Genomic DNA, 14,743 nt, shown 5'->3' with positions numbered 1-14,743 from the left:
GCGAGCCGGTGAACAGGAGCCGGTGAACAGGAGGGGGCCCGGTGCCCGGCGATCCGCCGGGCACCGGGCCCCCTCGTCTTCGGGTGGCCGGGTGGTCAGGCCAGCGCCCAGGCGACGTCCCTGAGCAGGGCCTGACGCCAGCCCGCCCGGTCGTGGCCCGACGCCGACCGCGACACCCGTACGGTCGCACCGGCCTGTTCCGTCAGGGCTTCGACCAGTTCGCAGTGGGGCTGCATGCGCGCCTCGTGCTCGCCCAGGTCGAAGGCGATCCGCAGCCCGGCCGGGGCGGGGTGCTCGCGCAGCCGCGCGGCGATGGCGCCGCCGCGCGGACCGCCCAGCGGGTCCGGCAGGTCCGCGGCCTCCGGGGTCCACCAGAACGACCCCGACTGGCAGGCGACCCGGTTCACCAGCTCGGGGAACTCCAGGGCCGCGTACATCGCGCTCAGGCCGGCGAGGCTCTGCCCGGCGACCACCAGCCGGCCGAGGTCCGCGGGTACCCCGCTGTCCGCGACCAGCGGCAGCAGTTCGTCCCGTACCGCCTCCCACAGCTCGGGCCGGCAGCCGAACTCCGCCTGCCGGTCCTTGGTGGGCAGGAACACCAGCGTGGCCGGGGGCATGTCGCCGGCGTCGAAGGCCGCGTCGAAGGCCGTCATGGCCGGGTGGAGGTACAGCCAGTCGTCCCCGTCGAGCAGCAGGACCACCGGTCCGCCGCCGCCCACCGGGTGGACGCGTACGGTGCGCTTGCCGCCGAGCCGCTCGCTCGCCCAGCGGATCCGGGTGCGCGGCAGGGGCAGTACGTCGTCGGCGCCCACGGCCGGCCAGTACGGCTGGGGCGGAGCGTCCGGGGTGGCCACGACGGAGCGTTCGCCGCCCGCGCGGACCGGGTTGAGGGGATCGGGATACGACGATCCGTCATCGGCGAGGAACCGGTAGGTCACTCGGAGCCGTGCGGGCATGCGCACCTCGGCGTACCAGCAGTCCGTGTCGCGCCACCGGAGCAGCACCACCGGATCCGACCAGCTCTCGAAATCGATGACCGTCGGGCTGCCGCGCCACAGGAACAGGGTGACCCAACCGCCGTCGCCCGAAGGCGCGGACGCGGGAGCCGCGGCCGCCCAGAACTCATCGGTGCCGGGCGTGCCGGGCAGGTCGAACGCGGCGAAGGGGCTCTCCGAGCCGTCCTCGGCCAGGATCCGTTCGAGTGCACGCATCGGTGCCTCCTTGTGAGGGGGAAGGGGAAACGTTAAGCTCTATAATTAGGCGAGCCTAACCTAAGTGGATGGCTCTCTTCATTCCCGATCGACCTTCCCCACGGGCTCGGCGCCCGCTGTCGGACTGCGCGCGCCGCACACCGACGCCACCCGCCGGTCCCATCGGGCTCCTGGAGGAACCCCAGTATGAGCACCAACCCGTTCGACGATGCCGACGGCCGCTTCCTGGTCCTGGTGAACGACGAGGGTCAGCACTCCCTCTGGCCCCCCTTCGCCGAGGCTCCCGGCGGATGGACGGTCGCCCTCGCCGAGACCACCCGCGAGGCGTGCCTGGAGTTCATCGAGTCGAGCTGGACCGACCTCCGCCCCCGGTCCCTCGCGGCGACCGTCGAAGCCTGACCGGGGAGGCCCCGGACGTGCAGCGCTCGCGCCGCGTCCGGGGCCGGCCTGTGTCCGCAGGGTGGGGCGGCCCGGCAGTCGTCGGGTGCAACGGGCCTGCGCGTGTGGCCGGTTGCCGACGGGGCGCGTGAGCGGGGCGCAGGCGAGTCGAGTTAGGTTAGGCTAAGCTAACTGCGTAGGGGCTCCGTGTGGAGCCGCACGCACTGCATCAGGGGGAGGGGATCGTCATGGGCCTGCCGGCCATCGGCTCCTACCCCATGCCCGACCGCGCCGCCCTGCCCCGCTCCTGCGCGTCCTGGGTGATCGACCCCGGCCGCGCCGCCCTGCTGGTCCACGACATGCAGAACCACTTCGTCGGGGAGCTCCCGACGGACAGGTCCCCGGTCGTGGAACTCGTGGAGAACATCACGGCCCTCCGCGCCCTCGCCACGGTGCTCGGCATACCCGTCGTCTTCACCGCCGAGCCGGCCGCCCAGCCGCCGGGCCAGCGCGGGCTCGCCGCGGACGTCTGGGGGCCGGGCATCGGCGACAGCGCCGACGCCGCCGCGATCATCCCCCCGCTCGCCCCGCGGCCGGGAGAGCGCGTGCTGGCCAACGTGCGCCAGAACGCCTTCCTCCGCAGCCACTTGGGCAGGCTGCTGCGTTCGGAGGGGCGCGACCAGCTGATCGTCTGCGGGGTCCACGCCCACCTCGGCGTCCTGCTCACCGCCGCGGACGCCTTCATGAACGACATCCAGCCTTTCGTGGTCGCCGACGCCGTCGCCGACTTCTCCGCCGAGGAGCACGCGATGGCCCTGCGCTGGGCGGCCCGCAGCGCGGTGGTGTGCACGACCGAGACCCTGCTCCGCGAGCTGCTGCTGGGCGGCGGGTCCCGAGACGTGCGCAAGGACGCCTGAGCGCACCCGCCCGGTGCCCGGACCGCGGCGCGCCCGGCCTGCGGTCGGTCGGTCGTCCGGTCGGCCGGTCGTCGATGGATCACCCAACGAACCGAGAGAGAGCGGAAGAACATGACCGTACGGGTCGCGGTGGCCGGTGCCAGCGGCTACGCGGGCGGGGAGCTGCTCCGTCTGCTGAGCTCGCATCCCGCGGTGGAGATCGGTGCGTTGACCGCGCACAGTAGTGCGGGGCGTCCGCTGGGGACCGTACAGCCACAGCTTCCGGAGTTCGCCGACCGGATCCTCCTGGACACCTCCGCCGCCTCCCTGCGCGGCCACGACGTGGTCTTCCTCGCCCTGCCCCACGGGCAATCGGGCGCCCTGGCGGCCGAGTTGGAGCCCAGCACCCTGGTCGTGGACTGCGGAGCCGACTTCCGGCTGCGGGACCCGGCCGCCTGGGAGCGGTTCTACGGCAGCGCCCACGCCGGCACCTGGCCCTACGGACTTCCGGAACTGCCCGGAGCCCGCGCCGAGTTGAAGGGCGCCACCCGGATCGCCGTTCCCGGCTGCTACCCCACCGCGGTCACCCTGGCCCTGTTCCCCGCCTACGCGGCGCACCTGGTCGAGCCCGAGGCCGTCATCGTCGCCGCCAGCGGAACCTCCGGCGCCGGACGCGCCCTCAAGACGCACCTCCTCGGCACCGAAGTGATGGGCTCCATGAGCCCGTACGGAGTCGGCGGCGGCCACCGGCACACCCCGGAGATCGCCCAGAACCTGTCCCGCACGGCGGGCACGGACGTGACGGTCTCCTTCACCCCCACCCTGGCGCCCATGCCCCGGGGCATCCTCGCCACCTGCTCGGCCCGGCTGAGCCCGGCCGCGGAGGCGCTCGCGGAGGACGACGTGCGCGCCGTGTTCGAAGCCGCGTACGCGGACAGGCCGTTCGTACGGCTGCTGCCGCCGGGCCAATGGCCCACCACCGCCGCCGTCCTCGGCTCGAACACCGCCCAGGTGCAGATCGCCGTGGACCCGGACGCCCGCAGGCTGATCTGCGTGAGCGCCATCGACAACCTGACGAAGGGCACCGCCGGTGGCGCGGTGCAGAGCATGAACATAGCCCTCGGCCTGCCGGAACGGCTGGGCCTGCCCATGAATGGAGTGGCTCCGTGAGTGTGACCGCCGCCCGGGGATTCCTTGCCGGCGCCGTGCGCGCCGGCATCAAGGAGTCCGGTGACCCGGACCTGGCCCTGGTGGTGAACCGGGGGCCGTCCCGCGCCGCCGCCGGTGTCTTCACCTCGAACCGCGTACAGGCCGCGCCCGTCCGCTGGTCCCGCCGCGTGCTCGCCGACGGGCGGATCTCCGCCGTCGTCCTCAACTCCGGTGGCGCGAACGCCTGTACGGGCCCTGCCGGCGCGGAGGACGCCCGGGCGATGGCGGAGCGCACCGCGCTGGCCGTGGAGGCCGCCCCCGACGAGGTCGCGGTGTGCTCCACCGGCCTCATCGGCGTCCGGCTGCCGATGGACCGGGTGACGGCCGGCATCACCGCCGCCGCCGAACCGGCTGTCGCCCGAGGGCGGCGAAGAGGCGGCCGTCGCGATCAAGACGACGGACTCCGTCCACAAGACGGCGGTGGCCTCCGGCCCCGGCTGGACGGTGGGGGGCATGGCGAAGGGCGCCGGGATGCTCGCCCCCGGCCTCGCCACCATGCTGGTCGTCCTGACCACGGACGCCGACGCGAGCGCCGAGGTGCTCGACTCCGCGCTGCGCGAGGCGGTGCGCACCACCTTCGACCGGGTGGACTCGGACGGCTGCATGTCCACCAACGACACCGTGCTGCTGCTCGCCTCGGGCAGCTCGGGCATCGCGCCCGACCCCACCGAGCTCACCGCGGCCGTGCACACCGTGTGCCGGGACCTGGCGCTTCAGCTGGTGGCGGACGCCGAGGGCGCGTCCAAGGAGATCGAGGTGGCCGTCGTCGGTGCCGCCTCGGAAGCGGACGCCGTGGAGGTGGGCCGCTCGGTGGCCCGCAACAACCTCCTCAAGTGCGCGCTGCACGGCGAGGACCCCAACTGGGGCCGGGTGCTGTCCGCGATCGGCACCACGTCGGCCGTCTTCGACGCGGACCGGCTGGACGTGGCGATCAACGGCGTCCGGGTGTGCCGCGACGGAGCAGCAGGAGAGTCGCGGGACAAGGTCGACCTCTCCGGCCGCCGGATCGCCCTCACCGTGGACCTGCGCTCCGGTGACTCCTCGGCCGTCATCTGGACCAACGACCTGACGGCCGAGTACGTGCACGAGAACAGCGCCTACAGCTCTTGAACGGGGTCGGGATGACGGCGGAGACGACGCAGATGCAGACGCAGGCGCAGAGGCCTGAGCAGGCCCAGGTGCCGGCCACCGTGCCGGCCCCCCGGGACCTGCCCTGGCTGGAGCAGCTCCAAGGCCGGACGGTCGTCGTCAAGTTCGGCGGCAACGCCATGGCGGACCCGTCCGCGCACCGGACGTTCGCCCAGGACGTCGTCGAGCTCTGGCACGCGGGCCTGCGGCCCGTCGTCGTCCACGGCGGCGGGCCCCAGATCAGCGCACTGCTCGACCGGCTCGGCCTGGAGGTGCGCTTCGAGGCCGGGCTGCGGGTGACCACGCCGGAGACCATGGACGTGGTGCGCATGGTGCTCACCGGCCAGGTCCAGCGCGAACTGGTCGGCGCCATCAACGCCCACGGGCCGTTCGCCGTGGGCCTGTCGGGCGAGGACGCCCACACGATGACCGCCGTCCGGCGCCCGGCCTGGGTGGACGGCCTGCCGGTGGACATCGGCCAGGTCGGCGACATCGTGGACGTGGACGGCAGTGCCATCGCCGCACTCCTGGAGCAGGGCCGCATCCCCGTGGTCTCACCCGTCGCGCGCGGCGAGGACGGCCAGGTCTACAACGTCAACGCCGACCTCGCGGCCTCGGCCCTGGCCGTGGCCCTCGGGGCCGACCGGCTGGTGGTGATGACCGACGTCGAGGGGCTGTACGCGGACTGGCCGCACAGCACCGAGGTGATCGACCGCCTGACGGCCGGTGAGCTGGACGCCCTGCTCCCGGAGCTCGCCAGCGGCATGCTCCCCAAGATGGAGGGCTGCCTGCGCGCCGTACGCGCCGGTGTCGCCCGGGCGCAGGTCATCGACGGCCGGGTGCCGCACGCGCTGCTGCGCGGAGTCTTCGCCGAGGACGGACCCGGCACCACGGTGGTGCCGGACGACGAGCCCGGTCCGCAGGGGCCCGGCGGCGACGAAGGGGACGGCGCGTGACCGCCGACGGCACGACGACACCGACGGCCACGACGACACCGCTCGCCACGACGACACCGCTCGCCGACCGCTGGCGCGCGGTGATGATGGACACGTACGGTACGCCCGCGCTGGCCCTGGTCAGGGGCGAGGGCAGCACGGTCTGGGACGAGGACGGCCGCGCGTACACGGACTTCACCGGCGGGATCGCCGTCAATGCCCTCGGGCACGCCCACCCGGCCCTGGTATCGGCCGTCCAGGACCAGGTCGCGCGGCTCGGCCACGTGTCGAACCTGTTCGTCTCGGAGCCGGCCGTCGCGCTGGCGGAACGGCTGCTGGCCCTGCTGGACAGGCCGGGCCGGGTGTTCTTCGCCAACTCGGGCGCGGAGGCGGTCGAGGCCGCCTTCAAGATCGCCCGCCGGACCGGGCGCCCGCACCTGGTCGCCACGGAGGGCGGGTTCCACGGGCGCACCATGGGGGCGCTGGCCCTCACCGGGCAGCCGCCCAAGCGCGCCCCCTTCCTGCCGCTGCCCGGGGAGGTCACGCACGTTCCCTACGGGGACGCGGAGGCGCTCCGCGCGGCCGTCACGGAGCACACGGCCGCGGTCCTCCTCGAACCCCTGCAGGGTGAGTCCGGGGTCGTCCCGGCACCCCGGGGCTACCTGCGGGCGGCCCGCGAGATCACCCGCGCCACGGGCACCCTGCTCGTCCTGGACGAGGTGCAGACCGGGATCGGCCGCACCGGCCACTGGTTCGCGCACCAGGCGGAGCCGGGAGCGGAGCCGGACGTGATCACCCTGGCCAAGGGGCTGGGCGGCGGCCTGCCGATCGGTGCCACGGTCGCCTTCGGCGCCGCCGCCGGGCTGCTGACCCCCGGTCAGCACGGCTCCACCTTCGGGGGCAACCCGGTCGCCTGCGCGGCCGGGCTCGCCGTCCTGGAGACCATCGAGAAGGAAGGGCTGCTCGAGCACGCCACGCGGGTGGGGGAGCGGCTGAGGCGCGGCATCGAGGCACTGGAACACCCCTTGGTCCGCGAAGTGCGGGGCGCCGGGCTGCTCCTGGGCATCGCGCTCGCCGAGCCGGTCGCCGCACGGGTCCAGCGTGCCGCGCAGGACACCGGGTTCCTCGTGAACGCGGCGGGCGCGGGCGTCGTACGGCTGGCTCCCGCCCTGACGCTGCCGCAGGAGCGGGCCGATGCCCTGGTGGCGGCGCTGCCCGCCATCCTCGACGCCGCGTAGGACCGGTCGAACGTACGGATCGGGGCGGGTCCCTCCGGGAGCCCGCCCCTTCGTCGTCTGCGCGGTTCTCGCCGCCTACAGGGCGCGGGACAGGACGCGTGCGCCCCGGCCGGGGTCCAGGGACTGCGCCCAGTCGGCCGGCGCCAGGCTCGGGCAGGCCGGGAGGAACCCGTGGCGGAGGAAGAGACGGCCGCTTCCGGTGGTCGCCGTGAACAGCTCGGGCAGGGAGCGCGTACGGGCCCGGGCGAACGCCGCGTGCAGCAGGCGGGCGCCCATGCCCGTGCCCTGCCGGTGGGCGGCGACGCAGAAGTTGTACAGCACGCCGGCGGCGGGGTGTTCGCGCAGACCGAGGCAGCCTTCGAGGGTTCCGTCGGGCGCCTGGGCGACGAGGAAGTCGGACGCCCGGGAGAGGTAGAGGGAGAGCGGGCGTTCGCGAAGCGCCCCCGCGTGGACGAACGGCCGGGAGAGGGTGGCGAGCGCAGGGCCGTCGTCCCGGCGGGCCGGGCGCACCGAGAACTCGGGGAACTCGTGCCACCGGGGTGCGGGGGTGCGGGGAGACAGGGTGGCGTGCGCGGCGGCAGGGGGCAGCGTGGCCGTGGTCAAGGTGTTCCTTCCTCGGTTCCGCCGCGTGCGGGTGCGGGGGCAGGGCCTCCCGGCGGAACGGTCGAGGTAAGGTTAGCCTTACCTAGCTAAAGGAGCCAAGTCGGCGCGTACGGACGGCGCGTGCGGCCACGTAGCCGGGGAAGGCGGGCACGTCGGCGACGGTCCATCCCGGCGGGGCCGAGGCGGTGGCGCGGGTGCCCACGTAGGTCAGGGTCGGGTTTCCGCCGAGCCCGATGCCGACTCCCTTGAGGTAGGCCTCCTTCCGGGACCAGCAGCGGGCCACCGCGGCGGGGCGCTCGCCGGCCGGCAGGGCCGACAGCTCGGCGCGCTCGGCGGGATGGAGGACCTCCGCCAGTTCGGTGGACACCTGGGCCGCCAGCTCGGGGTCCGGCCGCCGCTCGACGTCGACGCCGACCGGACGGTCCGCGAAGGCCACCAGTACGGCGTCCCCCGCGTGGGACAGCGAGAAGTGCAGCGGTGCGTCGGTCACGGCAGGCCGGCCGTGCGGTCCGCCGCAGCCGGGGCAGGGCTCGCGGAAGAAGCGCACCTGCGCCGGGTCCCGGCCGAGCCGGTCGCCCAGCAACTGCCGCAGCACGACGTGCGCGACCCGGTACTGGTCACGGTCGGCGGCGCGCCTGAGCCCCTGGAGCCGGGCCCGCTCGGTGTCGTCGAGCATCCCCTCCAACTCCCTTGCCCGCTCCGCGTACACGCTCACGCGCACCGCCCACAGTCCCGGTACGGGCGAGCTGAGCCAGGGCTGCGCAGGGTCGTCCGTACGGGGGGCCGGGGCAGGGGCGGGGACGGGGGCCGGGACCGGCCCGGCCGTCATCCGCACGGGCGGCCGGGGTAATCGACACCCTCGGGGACCCCGGCCTCGCGCATCCGGCACAGGACTTCCCCGAGGAGCGTGTCGTCCACGTCGACGGGCATGTTGAACTCCCGGTCGAAGACGAAGGAGTCGCCCGCGCCCGCGTGCCAGATCACCCAGCGCGGCGGCATCTCGGGTGCCTCCCACAGCGGGGAGAACCGTTCCAGGACGTTCGCCTGATTGCTCACAGCTTTCCTTCGTTCGTCGCTTCGTTTCCGTCGACAAAGGTCTCCACGACCTCGATGGCACCGATCCGGGAGGGATCGACGTACCGCGGGTCGTCACCCAGGACGACCAGGTCGGCGCGCTTGCCCGGGGCGAGGCTGCCGGCGCTGTCGTCCCACCGGCAGGCGTACGCACCGGCGACCGTGTAGGCGCGCAGCGCCTCCTCGACGGTGATCGCCTCGTCCGGCCCGATCGGCCGCCCGGAGGCGGAGGTGCGCTCGACCATGAACTGAATCGCCCGCAGCGGGGCCCCGTCGGTGACGGGCCGGTCCGAACTCCCCACGAGGGTCACCCCGTGGTCCAGGAACCCGCGCCCCCGGTACATCCAGGGGGCCCGCTCCTCGCCCATCACGTCCGCGTAGTCGTCCCCGAAGGAGTGGAGGAAGGTCGGCTGGACGACCGCGCTGACGCCCAGGCGCGCGAAGCGCGGGAGCTGGTCGGGGCGGATCAGTCCGGCGTGCTCGATCCGGTGCCGCGCGTCCGGGCGGGGCAGCAGCCGCTGCGCCTGCTCCAGTGCGTCGAGCGCGAGGTCGGCGGCGCGGTCCCCGATGGCGTGCACGGCGAGCTGCCAGCCGGCGAGGTGACCGTCCACGATGAGCCGGGTGAGGCGCTCGGGGTCGTCCTGGAGCTGGCCGGTGTGGTCGGTGCCCGCGTACGGGGCCGTGAGCGCGGCGGTACGGGCCATCATGCCGCCGTCGGTGTAGATCTTGAGCGCGCCCAGCGACAGCCAGTCGTCACCGAACCCGGTGCGCATGCCCAGGTCCAGGGCACGGGGGAAGCCGTCCTCCCGGTGCACCTCGCGCGGCCGCAGCGTATCGCCGGCCGGCATGAGCTGGACCCGCAGCGGCAGCCTCCCCTGGTCCCGCAGCAGCTGGTAGGCGCCGAGTTCCACCGGGCTGTGGCCGAGCAGCCCGCCCCCGATGCCCGCCTCGGCGACGGCGGTCACGCCTTCGGCGAGGCAGGTCCGGGCCGCGCGCTCGACGGCGTCGGCGATCTCGGCCTGCCCGTACGGCAGCCGCAGCCGCCGCGCGGCGGTCATGGCCGCCTCGGCGAGAAAGCCGTCCTGGTGCGGGACTTCGGCGGGCAGCAGGGCCAGTACGGCACTGTTCACGACGCACCCGTGGCCGGAGTCGTGCATGAGGAACACCTTGCGCCCACGACTGACGGCGTCCAGCTCGGCGGCGGTCAGGTGCCGCCCCAGGGCCCGCTGGTCATAACCCATGACATCGACCCAGGCGCCGTCCCCGCCGGCGGAGCGGGAGACCGCCTCCGCCACCACCGCCAGCACGTCCTCGACCCGCTGGCACGGGGCGACGCTCGGGGTGCTCTGCTTCAGCCCGGTCCAGGCGAGGTGCACGTGGCTGTCGATGAACCCGGGCAGCACGGTGGCGCCTTGCAGGTCGATGACCTCGCGGGCGGGCAGCGAGGCGATCTCCTCGTCGAGCCCCACGATCCGCCCCCGCCAGATCCCCAGCTCACGGGCGAAGGGCCGGTCGGGGTCCATGGTGATGATGTTCGCGTTCGTCAGCCTCGTACACAGCATGGGTAGTACAACTCCCCCTGAGGGCAACGCGCATGTACACGGGGCAAGGTGGGTGGCCAGGAGTCGCGCCACAATCGACTTAGGTAACCCTAACCGTACATTCGCCGACCGGTCAATGCGGGACGAGGGGGGCGGGCCTGTGCAGGGGAAGAGATATGACCAGCGGGTACTCGTACTGATCGAGGTGCGGGGCGGGCAGCGCGACTGGGACGAGGCGGAACGGGCCTTCGGTGAACGGGACTGGCCGGTCATCGACTCGTCCGCACGGGGTGAGGGAATGTCCCGGGGCGTGTTGAGTGCCGACGCCTCGGCACGGATGTACTCCGTCGAAGTGCGCTTCCTCGGAGCCCTCAACCGGCGTACCGGGCGGGCCGCGGTCTGGGAAGTACAGCGCCTGGCGCGGGTGAAGCGGCTGGAGATGTACGCCCGGCACTGCGAGCCGATGGACCGTGACAGGGAGAGCCTGGCCGCCTGGTGGGCGCACACCACCGCCCACCGGCCGCCTCGCGCGCCTGCTCCGAGGCCTCTGGCGCCGATGGCGAAGCTGCGGCGCGCGGCGGCGATGGCACGTGCGCGCTTCACGGAGCGGCGCGGCTACCACGACACCGGCACGGTGGTGACGGGTACGGCGTCGGAGGCCCGCCGGCTCGCGCGCATGGCCCTGCCCGGCGGCTCCGCTCCGGGGGCCGCCGCCGACGCACGGCTCGCCTACCGTGCCGCGGTGCCTCGCCGCGAGGACGATGCCCGCCGCAGGCTGTACCGTCTCGGCGCCTGGCTCCTGGCAATGACCTTCTGTGCGGTGGTCTCCCGGCACGAGGACGGAGTGGAGGCGCGGGTGTGGGCCGGTGCGGCGGTCCTGTGTTTCCTTGCGGGAGTCGTGTTGATGTTCGGCTTGTCGGCGGCCGGAAGCCGTGCAAGTGGGTTCGCCGCGTGGAGCGCGGCGGCCGCGTTCGCCCTTGCCCTCGGCCTGGGCGCCGGGGAGAACCGGGCCTGGACCCCTGGACAGATGCTGTTGGTCTTTGCCGTACTGGCGACGGCGGGAGGCGTCTGGCTCCTGGTCCGGCAGTGGACGTGGGGCGAATGGCTCACCTGGGCGGTGCCGCTGCTCTTCGCGGCCGTGGCGTCCCTCGTGGTGTCTTCCGGGTCGGTGCTCCACGCGATGTACGCGGACAGCCTCGACCTGATGCCCGCAGACCTCGACGTGCCGGCGATCTGGCAGGCCGTATCGGCGGTGAAGCTCATGGTCCTGCTGAGCTCCGTCCTGTTCGTGCCGGCCCTGTGGGGCGTCGCGAAGCACGTGCATGTGCCGGGTGTCGGCCCCGCCGACCGGTTCAGGGTTCCCGCGTACGTCGTCGCTCAGGCGATGGTGCTGGCGCTGTGCGTCTCAGGGGTGCTGGACTCGGTGGGCGCCGCAGTGGCGGACTTCCGCGCGGCGGCGGTCCGGAAGGCGGAGCTGCCCTCCTACTTCGGGGTGGAGCCGGAATGGACGTGCATCGAGCCGACCGTTCCCGCAGCGAAGCTCGGCACCCGGGGCGGCGTCCTGAGTCCGGAGCGCCCGTACGTCTCCTTCGGGGAGGCCGGCGGCACGGTCTCGCTGTGGGACGAGCCCGCGGGCAAGTCCGTACAGGTGTCGGCCGAGCAGGTGCGCCTCGTGCCCGTGGCCGACGGGTCCGTCCGCTGCACCTTCTCGTACGCGAGCCTGCCGAAGGGCGACTGACCCCGATCGTCAGACCGGCAGGCCCGTCGGTTCCTTGATGCGCTTCATGATGATCTGGGAGTTGACCTCCGTGACGCCCGAGAGGGCCGTCAGCTGCTCGATCCAGAGGCGTTCGTACGCGCGGAGGTCCGCCACCGCGATGCGCAGGAGGCAGCCGGGGCTGCCGAAGAGGCGGTAGGCCTCGATGACGTCGGGGATGTCCTGGAGGGCCGCTTCGAAGGCTTCGACGGCCTCGCGGTCGCGGCGGACCTCCACGGAGACCAGGACCTCGAAGCCGCGGCCCACGGCTTCGGGGGAGATCACCGCGCGGTAGCCCTGGATGATCCCTTCCTCTTCGAGCTGGCGGACCCGGCGCATGCAGGGGGAGGGGGTGAGGCCCACGCGCTGGGCGAGCTCCTGGTTGCTGAGCCGGCCGTCGGCCTGAAGCTCGCGCAAGATTTCTTTGTCGATCGCGTCCATGGCGCAATTATCACTCAGGTTTTATTGCGGGGTGGGGCTAAATCGCAATCGCATTGCGCGTAGATCGGCCTACCATTGCCGTTTGTAGAAAATCTGTGCGGGCCGTTTCGGGCTGTGTGAGGGAAGGGTCGTGGTCATGGGACGCATCGTCGTGATCAGTACGGGCGGGACGATAGCCAGCCGCTGGCAGGGTTCCGGTTTCGCGGCCGATGCGGACGGGGCCGAGGTCATGGCCACCGCGCCGCTGCCGGAGGGCGTGAGCGTCGAGGTCGTCGACCTGTTCAGCGTCAACAGCCCCCGGCTGACCACCGCGCACCAGCTGACCCTGCTGCGGACCGTGCACGAGGTGCTCGCCGACCCGGGTGTGGACGGGGTCGTCGTCACGCACGGCACCGACACGCTGGAGGAGTCGGCGTTCCTGCTGGACCTGCACCACCACGACGCGCGTTCCGTGGTGTTCACCGGTTCGCAGCGGCCCATGGGAGCGGCGGACGGGGACGGTCCCGGCAATCTCTACGATGCCCTGCTGACCGCGTCGAAGACGCGTGGGCTCGGCGTCCTGATCACGTTCGCGGGCCGGGTGCACGCGGCCCGCGGGACCGTGAAGGCGCAGGCGGTGGCGCTCGACGCCTTCGCCGACCCGTCGAAGGAACTGCTGGGGAAGGTCGGTTTCGGCAAGGTCACCGTGCTGCGGACGCCGGTGCGGCCGGAGCCGCTGCCGCTGCCCGCGATGCCGGAGGCGCCGGAAGGGCCGCCGCGGGTGGACGTCGTCGTGCACCACGTGAGCGGTGACGCGGTGCTGCTGAACGCCGCGGTGGCGGCGGGGGCGCGCGGGATCGTGCTGGTCGGGACCGGCGCGGGCAACGCGACGCCCGAGGTCGTGGACGCGGTGAAGGCGGCCGTCGCGGACGGTGTGCTGGTGGCGTTGACCACCCGGGTTGCGGCCGGGCCGGTGACGGAGATCTACACCCACGGGGGTGCGGTGGACCTGGTCGCGGCCGGGGCCGTGCCGACGGGGACGCTGCGGGCTCCGCAGGCGCGGGTCGCCGTGCTGGCGGCGTTGCTCTCCGAGGGGGATGCGGAGGAGCGGGAGCGGGTGCTGCGGCGGGTGCTGGCCAGTGGCGGATCCGTGCTGGTTCCCGCCTGACCCTGGCGGGCCGGGCTTCCGGTGCCGGATTCCGGGGCGGGGCCGGGGGCGCCGCTGCGCGGGCTTGCTCCCCGCCCCGCCCTTTCGCCGTTTCCCGGGGCTCCGCCCCGGACCCCGCGCCTCGAACGCCGGCGGGGCTGAAAGATCGGGGCTCCGCCCCGGACCCCGCGCCTCGAACGCCGGCGGGGCTGGATTATGAGTCGGTGAACGCCGCCAGGAGGCGGTCTGCCGCCAGGGTGGGGGTCAGGGTGCCCGCCCGGACCGCTGATTCCAGGGTGGGGGCCAGGTCCCGTACCGCCGTGTTCGAGCGGAGGCGTTCCAGGAGTTCGTCGTGGACCATCGACCAGGTCCACTCCACCTGCTGGGCCGCCCGCTTCGACGCCAGGCGGCCGCCCGCCTCCAGGAGCACGCGGTGCTGTTCCAGGCGGTTCCAGACCTCCTCCAGGCCCGTGGATTCCCGGGCGCTGCACGTCAGGACCGGCGGGGTCCACGCGGCGTCGGCCGGGTGCATCAGGCGCAGCGCGCTCGACAGTTCGCGCGCCGCGGACTTCGCGTCGCGCTCGTGCGGGCCGTCGGCCTTGTTGACGGCGAGGACGTCGGCCAGCTCCAGGACGCCCTTCTTGATGCCCTGGAGCCCGTCGCCCGTGCGGGCGAGGGAGAGCAGGAGGAAGGAGTCGACCATCCCGGCGACCGTCGTCTCCGACTGGCCCACGCCCACCGTTTCGACGAGGACCACGTCGTAGCCCGCCGCCTCCATCACGATGATCGATTCCCGGGTGGCCTTCGCCACCCCGCCCAGCGTCCCCGCCGACGGGGACGGGCGGACGAAGGCCGCGGGGTCCACGGAGAGGCGTTCCATCCGGGTCTTGTCGCCCAGGATGGAGCCGCCCGTACGGGTGGAGGACGGGTCGACGGCCAGGACCGCCACCCGGTGGCCCAGCCCCGTCAGCAGCGTGCCGAAGGCATCGATGAAGGTGGACTTCCCGACGCCCGGCACCCCGCTGATGCCGATGCGGCGCGCCCGCCCCGAGTGGGGCAGGAGCTCCGTCAACAGGCTCTGGGCCAGGGCCCGGTGTGCGGGCAGGGTGGACTCGACGAGGGTGATCGCGCGCGCGATGAACGCGCGCTTCCCGTCGAGTACGCCCTTCGTGTAGGCGGTGATGTCGATCCGGGGCGGCACAGCGGC

Annotated in this window: 14 protein-coding genes and 1 pseudogene; 8 read left to right on the top strand and 7 right to left on the bottom strand. The window is 73.5% G+C overall.

Going from position 1 to position 14,743, the window contains the following annotated elements; translation table 11 throughout:
* Positions 1-95: 95 nt before the first annotated feature.
* The gene (locus tag OG898_RS01995; protein WP_266954599.1) at positions 96-1,211 is read right to left on the bottom strand and encodes an alpha/beta hydrolase-fold protein; all 1,116 of its coding nucleotides are present in this window, start codon (positions 1,209-1,211) and stop codon (positions 96-98) included.
* A 186-nt stretch (positions 1,212-1,397) separates the two neighbouring features.
* Here OG898_RS01995 and OG898_RS01990 point away from each other — a divergent pair, with 186 nt between their 5' ends.
* The 6 genes and pseudogenes from OG898_RS01990 (at position 1,398) to OG898_RS01965 (ending at position 6,995) form a co-directional block, all read left to right on the top strand.
* On the top strand, positions 1,398-1,610 hold the full coding sequence (locus tag OG898_RS01990; protein WP_266954597.1) for an MbtH family protein: 213 nt from the start codon (positions 1,398-1,400) through the stop codon (positions 1,608-1,610).
* Between the two features lie 188 nt (positions 1,611-1,798).
* A complete protein-coding gene (locus OG898_RS01985) occupies positions 1,799-2,506 on the top strand; it encodes an isochorismatase family protein (RefSeq protein ID WP_323184802.1) in 708 nt (235 codons plus the stop codon).
* Between the two features lie 111 nt (positions 2,507-2,617).
* Complete coding sequence (gene argC / locus OG898_RS01980) at positions 2,618-3,655, top strand: N-acetyl-gamma-glutamyl-phosphate reductase (RefSeq protein ID WP_266954595.1); 1,038 nt, start codon at positions 2,618-2,620, stop codon at positions 3,653-3,655.
* A pseudogene (gene argJ / locus OG898_RS01975) lies at positions 3,652-4,804 on the top strand (bifunctional glutamate N-acetyltransferase/amino-acid acetyltransferase ArgJ). The gene argC and the pseudogene argJ overlap by 4 nt, the downstream one beginning before the upstream one ends.
* Positions 4,805-4,911: 107 nt before the next feature.
* Entirely contained in the window at positions 4,912-5,778 is an 867-nt protein-coding gene (gene argB, locus OG898_RS01970) for an acetylglutamate kinase (RefSeq protein ID WP_323184898.1), read from the top strand.
* Positions 5,775-6,995 carry an acetylornithine transaminase gene (locus tag OG898_RS01965; protein ID WP_266954591.1) on the top strand — a complete coding sequence of 407 codons (1,221 nt, stop codon included), beginning with the start codon at positions 5,775-5,777 and terminating at the stop codon, positions 6,993-6,995. Before argB ends, OG898_RS01965 begins: the two co-directional genes overlap by 4 nt.
* A 75-nt stretch (positions 6,996-7,070) precedes the next feature.
* Here OG898_RS01965 and OG898_RS01960 read toward each other — a convergent pair whose 3' ends face one another.
* The 4 genes from OG898_RS01960 to OG898_RS01945 all read right to left on the bottom strand — a co-directional run bounded on the left by OG898_RS01960 (position 7,071) and on the right by OG898_RS01945 (position 10,234).
* Positions 7,071-7,505 (bottom strand): GNAT family N-acetyltransferase, encoded by a 435-nt coding sequence (locus tag OG898_RS01960; RefSeq protein ID WP_266960028.1) that lies wholly within the window; start codon positions 7,503-7,505, stop codon positions 7,071-7,073.
* A gap of 175 nt (positions 7,506-7,680) precedes the next feature.
* Positions 7,681-8,427: a 4'-phosphopantetheinyl transferase superfamily protein gene (locus OG898_RS01955; protein ID WP_323184897.1), complete on the bottom strand. Its 747-nt coding sequence runs from the start codon at positions 8,425-8,427 to the stop codon at positions 7,681-7,683.
* Entirely contained in the window at positions 8,424-8,654 is a 231-nt protein-coding gene (locus OG898_RS01950; protein WP_250742905.1) for a hypothetical protein, read from the bottom strand. The genes OG898_RS01955 and OG898_RS01950 overlap by 4 nt, the downstream gene beginning before the upstream one ends.
* Entirely contained in the window at positions 8,651-10,234 is a 1,584-nt protein-coding gene (locus OG898_RS01945) for an amidohydrolase (protein WP_266954586.1), read from the bottom strand. The genes OG898_RS01950 and OG898_RS01945 overlap by 4 nt, the downstream gene beginning before the upstream one ends.
* 139 nt (positions 10,235-10,373) lie before the next feature.
* Between OG898_RS01945 and OG898_RS01940 the strand changes: the two genes are divergently transcribed.
* Positions 10,374-11,951, top strand: a complete 1,578-nt coding sequence (locus OG898_RS01940) for an NnrS multi-domain protein (RefSeq protein ID WP_266954584.1) — start codon at positions 10,374-10,376, stop codon at positions 11,949-11,951.
* A 9-nt stretch (positions 11,952-11,960) separates the two neighbouring features.
* On the opposite strand, the gene OG898_RS01935 is transcribed toward OG898_RS01940, so the two are convergent.
* Complete coding sequence (locus OG898_RS01935) at positions 11,961-12,410, bottom strand: Lrp/AsnC family transcriptional regulator (RefSeq protein WP_250742902.1); 450 nt, start codon at positions 12,408-12,410, stop codon at positions 11,961-11,963.
* Between the two features lie 136 nt (positions 12,411-12,546).
* Here OG898_RS01935 and OG898_RS01930 point away from each other — a divergent pair, with 136 nt between their 5' ends.
* Positions 12,547-13,557 (top strand): asparaginase, encoded by a 1,011-nt coding sequence (locus OG898_RS01930; protein ID WP_250742901.1) that lies wholly within the window; start codon positions 12,547-12,549, stop codon positions 13,555-13,557.
* Between the two features lie 193 nt (positions 13,558-13,750).
* On the opposite strand, the gene meaB is transcribed toward OG898_RS01930, so the two are convergent.
* Positions 13,751-14,737, bottom strand: a complete 987-nt coding sequence (gene meaB, locus OG898_RS01925) for a methylmalonyl Co-A mutase-associated GTPase MeaB (protein WP_266954580.1) — start codon at positions 14,735-14,737, stop codon at positions 13,751-13,753.
* Positions 14,738-14,743: the final 6 nt, after the last annotated feature.

The organism is Streptomyces sp. NBC_00193, assembly GCF_026342735.1.
Classification (GTDB): Bacteria; Actinomycetota; Actinomycetes; order Streptomycetales; family Streptomycetaceae; genus Streptomyces; species Streptomyces stoeckheimensis.
Note: the sequence above shows the minus strand (reverse complement) of the source record. Positions and strands in the feature narration are given on the sequence as shown.

Coding starts and splice junctions, on each gene's coding strand:
- argC (WP_266954595.1), top strand. CDS start 2,618: ATGACCGTACGGGTCGCGGTGGCCGGTGCCAGCGGCTACGCGGGCGGG.
- OG898_RS01955 (WP_323184897.1), bottom strand. CDS start 8,427: ATGACGGCCGGGCCGGTCCCGGCCCCCGTCCCCGCCCCTGCCCCGGCC.
- OG898_RS01990 (WP_266954597.1), top strand. CDS start 1,398: ATGAGCACCAACCCGTTCGACGATGCCGACGGCCGCTTCCTGGTCCTG.
- OG898_RS01995 (WP_266954599.1), bottom strand. CDS start 1,211: ATGCGTGCACTCGAACGGATCCTGGCCGAGGACGGCTCGGAGAGCCCC.
- OG898_RS01930 (WP_250742901.1), top strand. CDS start 12,547: ATGGGACGCATCGTCGTGATCAGTACGGGCGGGACGATAGCCAGCCGC.
- OG898_RS01945 (WP_266954586.1), bottom strand. CDS start 10,234: ATGCTGTGTACGAGGCTGACGAACGCGAACATCATCACCATGGACCCC.
- OG898_RS01935 (WP_250742902.1), bottom strand. CDS start 12,410: ATGGACGCGATCGACAAAGAAATCTTGCGCGAGCTTCAGGCCGACGGC.